Origin of the sequence: Caballeronia sp. NCF2, assembly GCF_023631205.1 — a bacterium.
In the GTDB taxonomy this organism is placed as follows: Bacteria; Pseudomonadota; Gammaproteobacteria; order Burkholderiales; family Burkholderiaceae; genus Caballeronia; species Caballeronia zhejiangensis.
The window spans coordinates 25,620-40,773 of the sequence record NZ_JALQDN010000070.1; the positions used below are offsets into that span (position 1 = coordinate 25,620).

General features: G+C 61.6%; 13 protein-coding genes. 4 read left to right on the plus strand and 9 right to left on the minus strand.

Features of this window, described 5'->3' with window-relative positions; genetic code table 11:
• Positions 1-13 precede the first annotated feature (13 nt).
• Both NCS02_RS28390 and NCS02_RS28395 read left to right on the plus strand, forming a co-directional pair.
• A complete protein-coding gene (locus NCS02_RS28390) occupies positions 14-1,516 on the plus strand; it encodes a mannose-1-phosphate guanylyltransferase/mannose-6-phosphate isomerase (RefSeq protein WP_502800907.1) in 1,503 nt (500 codons plus the stop codon).
• A 35-nt stretch (positions 1,517-1,551) separates the two neighbouring features.
• On the plus strand, positions 1,552-2,928 hold the full coding sequence (locus NCS02_RS28395) for an undecaprenyl-phosphate glucose phosphotransferase (protein ID WP_175980252.1): 1,377 nt from the start codon (positions 1,552-1,554) through the stop codon (positions 2,926-2,928).
• A gap of 37 nt (positions 2,929-2,965) precedes the next feature.
• Here NCS02_RS28395 and NCS02_RS28400 read toward each other — a convergent pair whose 3' ends face one another.
• A complete protein-coding gene (locus NCS02_RS28400) occupies positions 2,966-3,733 on the minus strand; it encodes a class I SAM-dependent DNA methyltransferase (protein WP_175980251.1) in 768 nt (255 codons plus the stop codon).
• A gap of 588 nt (positions 3,734-4,321) precedes the next feature.
• On the opposite strand from NCS02_RS28400, the gene NCS02_RS28405 reads away from it, so the two are divergent.
• Complete coding sequence (locus NCS02_RS28405; RefSeq protein WP_008346313.1) at positions 4,322-5,311, plus strand: GlxA family transcriptional regulator; 990 nt, start codon at positions 4,322-4,324, stop codon at positions 5,309-5,311.
• A 109-nt stretch (positions 5,312-5,420) separates the two neighbouring features.
• Here the strand turns inward: NCS02_RS28405 and NCS02_RS28410 are convergent, their stop codons facing one another.
• From NCS02_RS28410 to NCS02_RS28440, 7 genes are read right to left on the minus strand one after another with little or no spacing between them, the layout of a single operon-like run.
• A complete protein-coding gene (locus NCS02_RS28410; protein ID WP_502800908.1) occupies positions 5,421-6,800 on the minus strand; it encodes an isoxanthopterin deaminase in 1,380 nt (459 codons plus the stop codon).
• Positions 6,801-6,830: 30 nt separating this feature from the next.
• Complete coding sequence (locus NCS02_RS28415; RefSeq protein ID WP_250520242.1) at positions 6,831-8,168, minus strand: nucleobase:cation symporter-2 family protein; 1,338 nt, start codon at positions 8,166-8,168, stop codon at positions 6,831-6,833.
• 40 nt (positions 8,169-8,208) lie between these two features.
• On the minus strand, positions 8,209-9,237 hold the full coding sequence (locus NCS02_RS28420; RefSeq protein WP_175980247.1) for a CobW family GTP-binding protein: 1,029 nt from the start codon (positions 9,235-9,237) through the stop codon (positions 8,209-8,211).
• 17 nt (positions 9,238-9,254) lie between these two features.
• Positions 9,255-9,830 carry a UbiX family flavin prenyltransferase gene (locus NCS02_RS28425; RefSeq protein WP_250520243.1) on the minus strand — a complete coding sequence of 192 codons (576 nt, stop codon included), beginning with the start codon at positions 9,828-9,830 and terminating at the stop codon, positions 9,255-9,257.
• Entirely contained in the window at positions 9,827-11,212 is a 1,386-nt protein-coding gene (locus NCS02_RS28430; RefSeq protein WP_250520244.1) for a UbiD family decarboxylase, read from the minus strand. Before NCS02_RS28430 ends, NCS02_RS28425 begins: the two co-directional genes overlap by 4 nt.
• 54 nt (positions 11,213-11,266) lie before the next feature.
• On the minus strand, positions 11,267-12,199 hold the full coding sequence (locus NCS02_RS28435) for an amidohydrolase family protein (RefSeq protein WP_175980244.1): 933 nt from the start codon (positions 12,197-12,199) through the stop codon (positions 11,267-11,269).
• Positions 12,199-13,131 carry an amidohydrolase family protein gene (locus tag NCS02_RS28440; protein WP_250520245.1) on the minus strand — a complete coding sequence of 311 codons (933 nt, stop codon included), beginning with the start codon at positions 13,129-13,131 and terminating at the stop codon, positions 12,199-12,201. Before NCS02_RS28440 ends, NCS02_RS28435 begins: the two co-directional genes overlap by 1 nt.
• A 241-nt stretch (positions 13,132-13,372) precedes the next feature.
• Between NCS02_RS28440 and NCS02_RS28445 the strand changes: the two genes are divergently transcribed.
• Entirely contained in the window at positions 13,373-14,266 is an 894-nt protein-coding gene (locus NCS02_RS28445; protein WP_175980242.1) for a LysR substrate-binding domain-containing protein, read from the plus strand.
• Here NCS02_RS28445 and NCS02_RS28450 read toward each other — a convergent pair.
• On the minus strand, positions 14,244-15,149 hold the full coding sequence (locus NCS02_RS28450; RefSeq protein ID WP_250437585.1) for a LysR substrate-binding domain-containing protein: 906 nt from the start codon (positions 15,147-15,149) through the stop codon (positions 14,244-14,246). The genes NCS02_RS28445 and NCS02_RS28450 overlap by 23 nt on opposite strands.
• Positions 15,150-15,154: the final 5 nt, after the last annotated feature.

Sequence of the window (15,154 nt, forward strand, 5' to 3'; positions counted from 1 at the left end):
CATGGAGAATGCAATGCGTTCGACCGACTCGATGTCGATGGCCAACGCGCTAGCGCCGCTTATGCAGTCTTGCCGTCGCATTGTGCCGGTCATACTCGCGGGAGGATCGGGCACGCGCCTCTGGCCGATGTCGCGCGAGCAGTTTCCGAAGCAACTGATTGGCGTGGTCGGACGTGACTCGCTGCTTCAGGCTACGGTGTTACGAATGGACGGATTCTCCGGCGACTTCGACGTCGATATGCATCCGATCATCGTGTGTGGCGAAGAGCATCGTTTCACGACCGAGGAACAAGTGCGGTTATGCGGCGTCGATGCGCGGATCATTGTCGAGCCCGCGCGTCGTGATACTGCGCCCGCGCTGACGCTCGCGGCGCTTGCGGCCGTCGAAGGCAACGAAGACGCGATTCTCGTCGCGATGCCTTCCGATCATTCGATCGCCGATCTTGGCGCGCTGCATGAAGCGATATCGATCGCGGCGGACTACGCCGATAGCGGAATGATCGTGACGTTAGGGGTTCCGCCGACGCGTCCCGATACCGGCTTCGGCTATATTCGTCTCGGCGAAGCGCTGGAGAAGGGTGCTCATCTTATCGACCGCTTCGTAGAAAAGCCTGCCGCCGAACTCGCCGCGCAATACCTCGCTGCACAAACATACTGGTGGAACAGCGGCATCTTCGTCGTTCGCGCGAGCGTGTGGCTCGATGCCCTGGCGCATCTCAATGCCGATATGCATGCGACATGCACGGCGGCACTGAAAGACGGCAAAGCCGATGGCCATTTCTTTCGTCCGTGTCCGAATCAGTTCGGCCGTGTGCCTTCCGATTCGATCGATTACGCGGTGATGGAGCATATCGGCGACGCTGGCTCGCCTTGCAACGGCGTAGTCGTGCCGCTGTCGGCGGGATGGTCAGACCTGGGATCGTGGGACGCAGTATGGGAGGCCATGGAAAAGGACGGCTTGGGCAATGTCGGAAGCGGCCGCGTGGTCTTCGAAGGCGCGAGGTCGAGCTACGCGCGCTCCGATGGCGGACGGCTCGTCGCGTGCGTCGGCACGTCGAACGTCGTTGTCGTCGATACCGACGATGCCGTGCTGGTCGCCGATCGCTCGCACGCGCAGGACATCAAGCGCCTTGTCGCGCGCATCCGCGAACAGCATGCGCCCGAGGCCGAAACGCATCGCAAGGTTCGTCGTCCATGGGGCTTTTACGATTCGATCGAACATGGCGAGCGTTTCCAGGTCAAGCGCATCGTCGTGGCGCCTGGCGCACGACTTTCGCTCCAAATGCACCATCATCGTGCGGAGCATTGGGTCGTCGTGCGCGGCACCGCGCTCGTCACGCGCGGGGACGATCAGTTTCTGTTGTCGGAAAATGAATCGACCTACATTCCGCTCGGCGTCCGGCATAGGCTGGAAAATCCGGGCAAGGTGCAACTCGAGATCATCGAAGTTCAATCGGGTTCGTATCTCGGCGAAGACGATATCGTGCGGCTGGATGACTGCTATGGCCGTATCTGATGTTATCGACAAAGCTCACGAAGGCGGGGCATGACATGCGCGATATTCAAGGATTGCTGGCAAGGCTCTTCGATGTCGCGATGGTCGTCGGAGGGGCCACCGTTGCATCGCGGATCAGGTTCGACAACATCGCCGAACCGGGCTATTACGTGCCGTTCGTGGCCTTTGCTGCGGCGTTTTCGCTCGTATTGTTCCCGGGCTTCGGCGTATACGAGTCGTGGCGCGGGCGCAGCAAGCTCGTGCTGACGAGCCGCGTGTCGCTCTCATGGCTCGTGGTGCAGGCGTGCGTCCTCGTGCTGATGTTCTCGCTGCATCGGCTCGATGATGTCTCGCGCCTCTGGTTCGCGTACTGGACTGCGATGTCGGGCGCGCTGATGATCGTGGGCCGTCTCGTCACGCATGCGGTGCTCGCGCGCATGCGTCACGCCGGGATGAACTTTCATGACGTGGCGGTCGTCGGTTGCGGGCGGCATTGCGAGTCGATCATGAAAAGAATCGAGCGCGCGAGCCATTCGGGTTTTCGTACGGTCGCGGTATTCAACGCATCGCCCGAATTGCCGATAACTTCAACAGTGCCGGTCTTCGAAGATTTTGACACCTTCGTGCGCCACGCTCGCGAGCAGCATGTGCATGAAGTCTGGCTTGCATTGCCGCTATCGCAGGAGAAAGCCATTCTGCGGTTCGTGAATGAGTTTCGCGACGATCTCGTCAACGTGCGATTCATTCCCGACGTGCGCAGCCTGGCCCTCTTCGAAAGCGGCGTGAGCGATTTGCTCGGGGTGGCGGCGATCAATCTCGTCGCTTCGCCGCTTTCGCAAAGAGCGCTATTGCAGAAGGATGTTTTCGACCGGCTGTTCGCGCTCGCGGCGCTCATCGCGGTCGCGCCGCTTCTGATCGTTATCGCAATCGCGGTCAAGCTTAGTTCGCCCGGGCCCGTATTCTTCAGACAGCGGCGCAAGGGCGCGGACGGACGCGAATTCACCATCTACAAGTTCAGGTCGATGCGCCTGCATATCGAACAGTCCGGCATGCTGAAACAGGCTACGCGCAATGATCCGCGCGTGACGCGTGTCGGTGCGTTTCTCCGGCGCACGAGTCTCGACGAGCTGCCGCAATTCTTCAACGTCCTGCTCGGCGACATGTCGGTCGTGGGACCGCGTCCACATGCGCTCGAACATGACGATCTCTACCAGAAAGTCGTTCAAGGATATATCCATCGTTACCGCATCAAACCGGGCATCACCGGATGGGCGCAGGTCAATGGCTTTCGTGGGGAAACGGACCGGATCGAAAAGATGGAGGCGCGCGTGGCCCATGATTTGTACTATTTGGGAAATTGGACTTTCGCACTCGATATGCGGATCATTGCCGCGACGGTGTTCAAGGGTCTGCGCGGGGCCAACGCTTACTGAAGCGTAAGCATCGCGCCCGGCGTGCGCGATGCAGGCATCATCTCTTTCTCGCGACGAAGGTCGCCGACAGATCGGCGGCGCTAAGTTCGCCGCCCATCCATCTCACGCTGTCGAGCACTTCGAAGCCGCTGAGATCCAGCATCAACTCGACTTCAGGCTTGAACATATAACGCATGACGTGCGTCTCGAGAACGGTTTCGACGCATTGCGTCTTTCCGTCCGTCATCATGATGGTGTAGTTGACGGTGACGGTATTCTCATGAGGACGCATCAGCGGTTCGGCGATGCGGATTACCGCGGTTTCATCGCTCGTGGCGCGCTTGATGCGAACCTTGGGCGGGTCGGCCAGCACGGCGGGACCGTACCAGCAATCGAACAGAAAGAGTCCTGAGCGCGGCAGATGAGTCGCTGCGGTGTGGCACATCGCCATGAAATCGGCGTTCGTCGTCTGATAGCTTGCGACATGAAACAGCGAGACGACCGCGTCATATAGCTCTTCGGTGCGGACGCTTCGCGCATCGCCCTGCTGAAACTTCAGTCTCTTCGCCACCGTGCCCGGAAGTGAAGTCCGTCTCGCATCGGCGCGTGCCAGCATGTCGAAACTCATGTCGATGCCGGAAACCGAAAAGCCGGTGGCCGCAAGCTCTGCCGCGTGGCGTCCTGTCCCGCAACCGAGATCCATAAGATGGCCGCTGACTATTCCATATCGACCGAGCAGGTCGGTGACGAACGCGGCCTCCGCCTTGTAGTTCTTCTCGTGATAGAAAAGATCATAGTATTGCGAGTATCGCGTGCTGAAACTCATGTGAGCCACTCCGAATTAGAGTTGGTGCCCAACGCATGTCCGCGCAATGGCGCATTCGTCCAGGTGACCGAAGCGCCGCTCGATAACAAGTCTCACTTGACGTTCCGGTTCAAGACAGAGCGTAGCCTTCGCACGAATCGCGACTTCATGCGTGACGGAATTCGGCAAGATGTTGGCCGGGCCGCCTGTGCAGGCCGCGAGGCCGGTTTTGACAAGGCGATGACGGAAATAGAAGTTATGTTTCGGAGATCATCGAGTCTTCGATCCCGGAGGATGAAGGTGATCCGAATAGGTCATTCCGCAACACAGTCTTTTGTTTAGGCGGCGCGAAACGACATAGTTCGAACTCCGTATTAAGCGCCTTTCCATAACTTTCATGCACTTATTTTCAAACAGCCGAAGAGATCGAACAGTCGTGTTGTTATCGCGGCCGAACGCGCCGATCTCGGCCAAAACCATGCTTTTCGCCGCCATGGCGGAAAGAACGGATGCAATAGGAAACTACGCTCCCGAAATAGTACGGAATCGACGGCATTGGTACGGCTTGCGATCCGCAGACCTGCAACCGAAACATAGGAAGATAACGCCATGTCGAACGTTACAGCCTTCGGCGATGCAGAGTCGAGCGGTCTCTATCATGCAGCGGAAGAGAGAAGCACAAAGCTCATAGGAATCATGTTGTATGACGGATTTTCTCTTCTGGGCGCTGGAACGCTTGCCGAGGCGCTTCATATCGCCAACGAGTTGCAATCCGCTATCCTGAGCAATGGCGTGACCTATAGCGTTCGTCTCGTCTCCGCCCGCGGTGGCGCGATAGCTTGTTCATCGTCGGTCTGTGTGTGGACCGAGCGCTTAGGTGGCCAGCGCTTTCAGGGCTTCGACGCGCTATACATTGCAGGCGGCGCTGGCGTGACGCGCGCAGCTGCGGATGAAAGTCTCCTCGAGTCATTGAGAATCGCGTGTTCGCAAAGCGGCGCGGTCGGTTCGCTCGGCAATGGCGACGCGCTGCTCGCCGCCGCGGGCGTCGCCCGGCGCGACTGGGCTTCGATGGGACGCGGCGTATGGGCTGGCGGAACATTGAAAAGCACGACGTCGACCGAACGCGGCGATGCGCTCGTCAACTCGCTGGCGCTGGTGAAGCGCGATCTCGGCTATGACATCGCAACGGCTTTGGCAGACCGGCTGGCCTCGTCCAACGATCAGCATCTGCCAATCATGCTGAGCACCATCGGCACGACGACGCTCGCCGAGAAAGCGCAGGAATCCGCGCGCTGGCTGGAGCGCAATTGCGGCCGTCCCATCTCCGTCGGCGACGCGGCTCGCACCGTTGCGATGAGCGAGCGCAACTTTCTGCGGCTGTTCAAGCGTGAGATCGGTCTGACGCCTTCGCAATATCTTTTGCGTGCGCGTCTCGATTTGAGTTGCGAATTGCTTATTAAGAGCGACTTGCCGATCGACAAGATTGCGCGCAGGACCGGTTTGACCAATGGCGAAAGATTTTCGAAGGTATTCAGAAAGCAATTTCTGATGTCGCCAACGGAATACCGGTCTCGAAAGAAGAGCGGTGACGCAGTGTGATTGCACGTTTCGCGCTTCACAGGCGCAGCCGGAATAACTTCCTCCAACTCGATAGCGCAGGCATATCCACGTCGGGCGGAAAGCGCATCCTAACCATGGCAATGTCCCTCTAATCTGCCAACAGCACTTTCACGCCCTCGGCGGCTTCGTGTCGCAGGGCGTCGAGATCGAGGCCCGGGATCACGCCGTCATCGACGACCACGCGGCCGTTCACGATGTTGTAGCGAACGCGCGCCGGCTCGCCCGATGCCACGGGCGCCACGGCGAGATCGTGATAGCCATAGAAGCGCGGATCGTCGATGTCATAGAGAACGAGGTCCGCCGCCTTGCCGACTTCGAGCGTGCCTACTGCATCGAGACCGAGCACGCTTGCGCCGCCCGCGCTGCCCCAGTGAATCGTCTCCTCGATCGTCGTCGCCGATGCGCCCTGCGCCGCGCGATGCACGAGCCACGCGAAATGCGCCTCGTTGATCATGCTGCCCGATTCGTTCGACGCGACGCCATCGACCCCGAGCGACATCGGCACGCCCGCCGCGGACATTTGCGGTGCGGGGGCGATGCCGCTGCCAAGCCGCGCGTTGCTCATCGGGCAATGCGAGCAGCCGCTGCCGGTCTCCGCGAGCATCGCGATCTCGCTCGCTTCGAGATGCACGAGATGCGCGAACCACACATCGGGTCCGAGCCATTCGTGATCGGCGACGAATTCGACCGGCAACTTGTCGAAGCGCTCGCGGCAGAAATCGACATAACGTTGCGTCTCCGAAAGATGCGTGTGCATGCGCAAGCCCATGCCGCGTGCCGCGCGTGCGATCTCAGGCAGAAGATCGGGCGGCAGAGAGAAGGTCGGCGTCGTCGGCGCAACGACGACGCGGCGCATCGATGTCGCGCGGGCATCGTGATAGCGCGCCTTCAGGCGTTCGATATCGGCAAGCATCTGATCGAGCGTCTCGGGCTTTAACGCGACCTTCGAGAAGCCCGGATGATCGCCTGCCGCCTGCAACGCGCCGCCACGGCACAACACGAAGCGCAGGCCGAACGACGCCGCTTCGTCGAAGAGCAGATCGCCTGTTTCCGTGGTGCCTTCCGCGTGATAGAGATAGTGATGATCCGCGCACGTCGTCACGCCCGACAAAAGCAGTTCGGCCATGCCGAGGCGTGCAGCGACACGCGCGAGGTCCGGCGTGAAGCGAGCGAGCCGCGGATACGGCACCGCGGCGAGCCATTCCTGCAGATCGGCGTTGATGCCTGAAGGCACCGCTTTCAGCAGGTTCTGGAACAGGTGATGATGCGTGTTCACCCAGCCTGGATAGGCGACGCACGAGCGCGCATCGATGACGCGTTCGTCGTCGCGTGCGTCGAGATTCGGCGCGATGGCGCGGATGACGCCATCGCGGATGCGAATATCGACGTTGCCGAGCCGTGCGGCGTCGCCACACAATCCGCTCATCACCGCGACGGGATGTTTGATTAGTAATGCTTCGTTTGAGATGTTCATGAACGCTTGTCCTTTCAACACGTTTTACTCGCGCACCATGCTGGGCGCAGGTACGACGTCTTCCTCATGTGCGCCGTTGAGCACGGCGTTCAGCACGACCGACACGAGACACGCGAGCACGACGCCGCTGTGCACGAAGGGCCGCGTCCAGTCGGGCATCTGCTTGAACACTTGCGGCGCCATCACCGGGATGAGCGCGGTCGCGATCGTGAAGCCGACGATCAGCACGTTGTAGCGGTTGCGCTCGAAGTCCACTTTGGAGAGCGTCTGCACCCCCGCCGCGACCACGACGCCGAACATCGCGATGCCCGCGCCGCCGAGCGCAGCGGCAGGCGTCGATGCGACGACCGCGCCGATCTTGGGCACCAGCGCGACGACGCACATCAGCACGCCGCTCACCGCCACGACCCATCGGCTGCGCACGCCTGTCAGGATCACGAGTCCCACGTTCTCCATGAATGCGATGAACGGGAACGCGGCGAACATTCCGGCTATCGCGCTCGCGAGACCATTCGCGCGCATGCCGCGCACCGCGTCTTCCTCGCTGATGTTCTTGTCGACGATATCGCCGATCGCGACGAAGAGACCCATCGATTCGATCATCTGCACGACCATTACGACGATCATCGTCAGAACGGGCACCACGGAGAACACGGGCATGCCGAAGTGAAACGGCAACGGCATCGTGAACCACGGCGCGTTGGCGACGTTGGCGAAGTCGCCCATGCCGAGCGAGCAGGCAAGCACGCTGCCCGCGACAAGTCCGATCAGCACCGACAGATTGCGCAGGAACGCATTGGCAAAGCGGTTGACGGCGAGAATCACGAGCGCGACGAACAACGCGACGCAAAGGAACGGCAACGCGCCGAAGTGCCGCGCGTTCTCACCGCCGCCCGCCCATTGATACGCGACCGGAAAGAGCTGCAGTCCGATCACGGTGACGATGCAGCCGGTCACGACAGGCGGAAAGAAACGCCGCAAACGTCCGACGAGCGGCGCGGCGAACATCGTGAACACGCCCGCGCCGATCACCGCGCCGCACACGCCCGCGAAGCCGACGCCGGGGCTCAGGCCGATCGCGATGACCGGTCCCACGCTGCTGAACGCGACGCCTTGCAGAATAGGCAGACGCACGCCGAACTTCCATACGCCGACGGTTTGCAGCACCGTCGAGATGCCCGAGCAGAAAAGCGCCGTGCTGATGAGCACGGTGGTGTCAGCGGGCGACATCTTCAATGCGGATGCGACGATCAACGGCACGGCAATCGCGCCGATGTAAGCGACGAGCATATGTTGCAGGCCGAGCGTGATCATCTGCCGCTTGGGCAGGATGCGATCGACGGGATGTTGGTCGGTGTTCATCAACGTGTCTCCTGATTATCGTTATCGGCGGCTGCGTTCGTCAGGCCGCGACAGGCACCGCAAGGCAGGCATGAAAGCGCTCGGTCAGCGCGGCGCGGTCGAGTTCGCGTCCGATGAACACGATTCGGCTCGAACGCGGCTCATAGCCCCACGCCTGCGCCGCGCGCAATTCGATGATGTCGTGCACGCCTTGCAGCACGTAGCGATACGGCTGTCCTTTCACGGCGAAGATGCCCTTCATGCGAAAGAGGTTCGTCGCATCCGATGCGCGCAGTTCGGCGAGCCACGCTTGCAGCGCGTCGAGTTCGATATCGGCATCGACTTCGATGCCTACCGAGCTCACGCTTTCGTCGTGGTGATGATCGTCGTGGTGGTCATCGTGATCGTCGTCCGCTTCGACGAGCTGCTGCGCGAACTCGTTCGCGCCCACGCCGAGAATCGCGCGCAGATCGATCTGCGCAAAACTCGATTCGACGATTTCAGCCGTTGCGTTGAGCCCGCGCAGCCGCTCTTTCAATGAAGCGATGTCCTGCGCCGTCACGAGGTCCACCTTGTTGACGACGATACGATCCGCACACACGATCTGATCGACCGCCTGGTTGTCGCGGCCGTCGAGCACGAGATCGTCCAGATGCGCGGCGATATGCTTTGCATCGACCATCGTCACGACGGCATCGAGGGTCACGCGTTGCGCAATCGGATCGTCGATGAAGAAGGTCTGCGCGACAGGATACGGATCGGCGAGCCCGCTCGTCTCGACGATGATGTGATCGAGCCGCTCGGGCCGCTCCACCAGCATCCTCACGATGCGCACGAGGTCTTCGCGCACTGCGCCGACGCAGCATACGCATCCGTTCGTCATCTCGTAGATCTCTTCGGTCGATTCGAGCACGAGCCCGCCGTCTATGCCGACTTCGCCGAACTCGTTCTCGATCACCGCGATCTTGTGTCCATGCTTTTCGCGGAGGATGTAGTTGAGCAGCGTGGTTTTGCCCGCGCCGAGAAAGCCGGTCAGCACCGTGACCGGAATCTTCTGGAACGCGTTATGAGTCGTATGGATGTGAGTCATTGCTTGTCTCCTTTGAGTCAGTCAGCTTTATGTTCTTTCCAGCGTCGAACCACGTTGCAGTCGAGGCCGAAGAGATCCAGCACGCGGCCGAGCGTGTGATCGATCATCTCGTCGAGCGAAGCAGGGCGCGCGTAGAATGCGGGCACCGGCGGCGCGACGATGCCGCCCATTTCGGTGGCGGCGATCATGTTGCGCAGATGGGCCAGCGTGTACGGCGTTTCGCGTGCCAGCAGCACGAGCGGGCGTCGCTCCTTGAGCGTGACGTCGGCGGCGCGCGAGATGAGGCTCGATGAAAGTCCGCCGGCGATTTCGGCGAGCGTCTTCATCGAGCACGGCGCGACGATCATGCCGAGCGTGCTGAACGAACCGCTCGAAATGGCGGCGGCCATGTCATCGCATCGATAGGTGAAGCTCGCGAGCGCGTTGACATCGGCGAGCTTGTGTTCGGTCTCTTGCTGCATCGTCAGAAGCGCGCTGCGCGAGATCGTCACATGCGTTTCGATGTCGAGTTCGCGCAGCAATTCCAGAAGGCGCACGCCGTACGTGAAGCCCGATGCGCCGCTGATACCGACCGCGATGCGCCGCGTGCTCATCGTGCGGCTCCTTTCAAAATGGCGGCTGCACGTTGCATCGCATCTTCGCCGATGCGCGCACGTATGCCGTCGAAATGCGAGCCGCGCGTCGCGTCGATGCCCATGCGCGATGTGGTGCCTTCGACGGACGAAGAAGGATCGAGCGGGCTGCCCGGCAATCCGCCGACGATGAACACATCGTCATGCGGTTGCGCATGTGCCGCGATCGCCCAGAGCACTTGCGAGTCGTCGGTTATGTCGATATCGCCATCGACGGCGACGACATGTTTGAGATACGGATCCCAGCCCAGCAACGCGAGCATGATCTGACGCGCTTCGCCATCGCGCGTCTGATTCAGCGCCACATAGCAATGAAAATGCGTGCCGGAGTTCGGGTAATGCAGCGCAGTGACCGCTGGGAAACGCGCCTTCAGCTTCTCGCTCATTTCCGCTTCGCGCGGCAGACGAGCGAGCGTGAGATGCTCGGCATACGGACCACCGACGACATCGACGAGCCATGCATCGCGGCGGCGCATCATCGTATCGACGCGCATAACGTTGTTGGTCGAACGGTCCGACGAATAGCCGGTGAACTCGCCGAACGGACCTTCATCGGCGCGCGCATCGGGATCGATCGTGCCTTCGAGCACGAACTCCGCGGCCGCCGGCACGCCAATGCCATAACGCGGCGTGCGTACCAGTTCGAGCGGTGCGCCGAACAGTCCGCCGGCGATGGCGCGCTCGTCTGTGCCGAACGGCACGCGCGATGCCGCCGCGAGCATGAACAACGGATGCGCGCCGATGACCATCGCAACCTTGAGCGTGTCGCCGCGCGCCTTCGCCGTCTGCAACATGCGCCACAGATGACCGCGCGAATGCAGGCTCGTTGCGAGCGCGTTCCTCGCATGAAGCATCGAACGGTGATAGCTCATGTTCGCGATGCCGGTCACCGGATCTTCGGCGACGATTACCGCGTTCGTGATGTACGCGCCGCGATCGGTGGCGAAGTGGCGAATCATCGGCACATGCGCGAGATCGACCGCGTCGGCTTCGACGACTTCATCGAGCACGGGACCGCGCGCGACATGCAGCGGCGCGATCGGTGCATTCGCGCGTTGCTGATAGGCGTCGAAGAGGCCGCGCGCATCGACATCGAACAGACGGGCGATACGCTCGCGCGATGCGAAGAAGTTGGTCGCCAAAGGCGTTGCGATACCTTCGACGTGCTCGCATACGAGCATCGGATGCTGCCCGCGCGCGGCAAGCGCGGCGACGATCGCGCTGACGTCCTGATCGGCGGACAACTGTTGCGTGAGCGTCAGCACATCGTGGGGATATTGCTCGCGATAGGCGTGCGCAAAGCAATGAAAGTCCTGCGTGGCGCGAAAGAGGTTATCGGCCATCGTGAGCTCCGTCGAGAGAAAGAAGGGCGCGTGAGCGACCGCGCCCGCATGACATCAGGCCGTCTGCGCGACTTCGTCGTTCTTTACATACGTGGCCTTCAACCGTTTCTCCGCTTCGGCAAGGTCCTTCGGCGGTTTGGTCGGCTCGATGCCCACCAGTCGCGCGATGTTATTGCCCATGTAGTCTTCGAGACCGTCCTCATCGAGGTCCATGCCTTGCGGCGCGGGACCGCACAGCATCTCCAGTTCGCGCAGCCACATGCCCGGCTCGTTCGGCGGCGAATCGGTGCCGAACACGATCTTGTTGCGCGGCAACTCGCGCGCGAACTCCACGATGCGCGACTGATAGCACCAGCCCGATTCGCAATACACGTTGGGCGTATCCATCGCCATCCAGAAGGCTTCGAACGAGTAATTGCCGCCCGTCTGGATCCCGAAGTGACCGATGATGAAATTCACCATCGGGAATTCGCGGATGATCGGATAGAACTGCGTGGGAATCGTGTACGGTCCATCGCCTGTGTGAATCAGCACGACGACGCCCAACTCGGCGCATTTCTTCATCGCAGGGCGCAGCCAGTCGAGCGCGCGATCCGGCCGATAGCCATGCATGTTCGCGTGCAGCTTGAGCATCTTGAAGCCGTATTCCTTGACGTGAAATTCGAGTTCCGCCGCGCCGTTTTCCGGACCCCAGCGCGGGTTATACGTGAAGTTGCCGATGAAACGATCGGGATACTTCTGCGTCAGCTCCGCGATATACGACATGTAATCGCGAATGCCTTCGCGCCCGCGCCGGTTGCCGTCGCGATAGCCGGTGTTTCCCGGCGGCGGCTGGATGAAACCCATGTCGATGCGGCGCGGCTTGCCGTTGATGATGTACGGACCGTCCATCATCTTGAGAAGGCGTTCGCCGGTGAACGGCTCGCCCGTGTGCCGCCAGGCTTCGTCGACGAGATTGGTCGGATGCAGATGGGTATCGATGATCATCAGCGCGCTCCTGCGTAGTCAGCTTCTTTGTATTGGTCGAGATTGGCTTGCGCTTCTTCGACGCTTTTGGGCGGCGCGCTCGGTTCGATGCCGAGCATGCGCGCGAGGTTGTTGCCGAGATAATCCTCGAGCGTGTCTTCGTCGAGATTGAGGCCTTGCGGCGGTTCGTGACACAGCACTTCGAGCAGGCGCAGCCACATGCCCGGTTCGTTGGGCGGCGTGTCGGAGCCATAGAGAATCTTGTGCGTCGGCAATACCTTCGCGAATTCGACGATGCGCGATTGCAGGCACCAGCTCGATTCGCAATAGACGTTCGGCGTATCGAGCGCCATCTGATAAGGCTCGAAGCAATACACGCCGCCGGTCTGCACGCCGAAGTGCGCCATGATGAACGGCACCGACGGAAACTCGCGGATCAGCGGATACCATTCGCTCGGAATGCTGTACGGTCCGTCGCCGGTATGCAGCTTCACGATGAGCCCGAGGTCCGCGCAATTGCGCAACGCGGGACGCAGCCAGTCGAGCGCGCGGTCCGGCCGATACGCGTGCATGTTGGCCTGCAACTGCACCATCCTGAAGCCGTGTTCCTTCGCGTAGAACTCGATTGCGTCGGCGCCGTTCTCGGGGCCGCAGCGCGGGTTATAGACGAAGCAGCCGAGCAGGCGGTCGGGATACTTCTGCGTCATCTCGACGGTGTACGCCATGTAGTCGTCGATCGACTCGCGGCCGCTTCTCACGCCATCGGTCCACGTATAGATGGTGTTGCCTTGCGGCGGTTGGATGAATGCCTTGTCGATGCGACGCGGCTTGCCGTTGATGATGTACGGGCCGTCCATCACCTCGATCAGACGCTCGCCCGAAAAGGGTTCGCCGTCATGGCGCCAGGCGAGGTCGACGAGATTGGTCGGATAACAGCTTGTGTCGATGATCATGGGTCTCGATCTCCTTGAGGGGAACTGGCGTGTCCAGTCGCCGGATCGCGGGCAGGCGCGTCGATGGAACAAGAGCTCTTGCGAGCTTGCCCATGCGGCCTTTTGCAAGACGCGTTGATGCGCCTTCCCCTCGCCGGCATCGAGTGTCACACTGACGTGCACTGCTGCTTGCGATGCAGTCTCACAAGTTATGCGCGCTCTGTACAATATTTTTTGACCACGATCTTGATACGTTAGCGATATGGACATGCGGCTTTTGCGGTACTTCGCGGTGCTCGCCGATGAACTCCATTTCGGCCGCGCAGCCGCGCGCCTGCACATTTCGCAGCCGCCCCTGAGTCAGCAGATCCGCATCCTTGAAGAGGAAATGGGCACTGCGCTTTTCTTGCGCTCGCAACATCGCGTCGAACTCACCGAGGCAGGGAAAACACTGAAAGAACAGGCGCCGCTGATCTTCGCGCAGTTCGAGCGCGCGATCGATCTCACGCGTTGCGCGGGACGTGGCGAAGTGGGAAGTCTCGAGATCGGCGTCATCAGCTCGGCGATGGTCGAGCCGATTCCACGCGCGCTCGGCGAGTTCGCGCGCAAGCATCCGCAAGTCAGATGGACGCTTCACGAGATGACGCCCGCCGCGCAGATTCAGGCGCTGAAAGAGCGGCGGCTCGACGTGTGCTTCTTTCGCGTGTCGCACGAAGATCCGGAGATCGTCAGCGAAGTCGTGTTGCGCGAGTCTGCCGTGGTCGCATTGCCGCTCGCGCATCCGCTCGCTTCACGCGCGGATATCGCGCTGCGTGATCTCGAAGCCGAGCGCTTTCTGTCGTTTGGTCTGCTGCAATCGCAACTCGCGCGGTTTCTGCGCGACTGTTGCGTCGAAGCGGGATTCACGCCGCGCATCGAGCAGGAAGTCGTCGAACTGCATACGCTGCTATGTCTGTTGCGCGAAGGGCTCGGCATTGCGCTGCTGCCGGCATCGGCGCAACAGCTGTCGGGCGGCGGCGTGGCATTCGTGCCGCTCGCAGCGCCCGCGCCCGAAGTCTCGCTTCATGCGCGTTATCGCGCGGACACGCCGTCGCCGGTGCTGGCGCGGTTTCTCGATACCGTGCGCGAAGTCGTCAGTCCGGATCGCGCGCGTTGACCGTTTGCGCGACGAGCTCGCGTATCGCATCGACGAGCGGCGCAACGCGTGCCGACTTCTCGCGCGGCCACACGGCGTAGAGGTTGTAGTGCGTCGGAATCTCGACGCGTGTGAGTTCGACGAGCTTGCCGTCGCGTTGCGCGTCGGCGGCGAGCAGGCCGCGCGCAAGTCCCACGCCGACGCCCGCGCTCGCGGCGGCGATCAGCCCCGCAGCGTTGTCAAAGACGGCGACTGCGTGCGGCTCCGCTTCCGGCAGGCCCGCCGCGGCGAGCCACGGAATCCACGAGCGCTTGGTGTAGCCGAGCAAGGGCAGCGCGAGCACTTGTTCCGGCGCGAGCGGCACGCTGAGTCCGCGCGCGCTCAACAATGCGGGCGAGCCCATGACCGTGAGACGGTCGCCGCAGATGAGCGCGTTCTCGAAGCCGTCCCATTCGCCATAGCCGTAACGCAGCGCGAGATCGACGCGTTCGAACGCGCTGCGGTCATGACGTGGCGCGGAAAGCATCGTCAGCGACGCGCCCGTCAATGCGCCGAGCAACGCGGGCAGGCGCGCGACGAGCCAGCTTTGCGCAAGCTCCGGATCGACGTCGAGCGTAATCGACTGCTTCACCGCGCGCTCCTTCACCGACGACAACGCGCGATCGATCTGCTCGAAGCCATCGCCTAGCTGATTCGCGAAGAGCGCGCCGGCATCGGTGAGCACGACGCGCGCGCCTTCGCGCACGAACAGCGGCTGGCCGACGAACTCTTCGAGCGTGCGGATCTGCTGGCTGATCGCGCTATGCGTGAGCGACAACTGACGCGCCGCGCTCGAAAAGCTGCCGGCGCGCGCCGCCTGCAAGAAGGCCTGCATCGACTGGATCGAAGGGTAGCGCTTCAACATGGGTG

Coding starts and splice junctions, on each gene's coding strand:
- NCS02_RS28390 (WP_502800907.1), top strand. CDS start 14: ATGCGTTCGACCGACTCGATGTCGATGGCCAACGCGCTAGCGCCGCTT.
- NCS02_RS28395 (WP_175980252.1), top strand. CDS start 1,552: ATGCGCGATATTCAAGGATTGCTGGCAAGGCTCTTCGATGTCGCGATG.
- NCS02_RS28400 (WP_175980251.1), bottom strand. CDS start 3,733: ATGAGTTTCAGCACGCGATACTCGCAATACTATGATCTTTTCTATCAC.
- NCS02_RS28405 (WP_008346313.1), top strand. CDS start 4,322: ATGTCGAACGTTACAGCCTTCGGCGATGCAGAGTCGAGCGGTCTCTAT.
- NCS02_RS28415 (WP_250520242.1), bottom strand. CDS start 8,168: ATGAACACCGACCAACATCCCGTCGATCGCATCCTGCCCAAGCGGCAG.
- NCS02_RS28420 (WP_175980247.1), bottom strand. CDS start 9,237: ATGACTCACATCCATACGACTCATAACGCGTTCCAGAAGATTCCGGTC.
- NCS02_RS28425 (WP_250520243.1), bottom strand. CDS start 9,830: ATGAGCACGCGGCGCATCGCGGTCGGTATCAGCGGCGCATCGGGCTTC.
- NCS02_RS28430 (WP_250520244.1), bottom strand. CDS start 11,212: ATGGCCGATAACCTCTTTCGCGCCACGCAGGACTTTCATTGCTTTGCG.
- NCS02_RS28435 (WP_175980244.1), bottom strand. CDS start 12,199: ATGATCATCGATACCCATCTGCATCCGACCAATCTCGTCGACGAAGCC.
- NCS02_RS28440 (WP_250520245.1), bottom strand. CDS start 13,131: ATGATCATCGACACAAGCTGTTATCCGACCAATCTCGTCGACCTCGCC.
- NCS02_RS28445 (WP_175980242.1), top strand. CDS start 13,373: ATGGACATGCGGCTTTTGCGGTACTTCGCGGTGCTCGCCGATGAACTC.
- NCS02_RS28450 (WP_250437585.1), bottom strand. CDS start 15,149: ATGTTGAAGCGCTACCCTTCGATCCAGTCGATGCAGGCCTTCTTGCAG.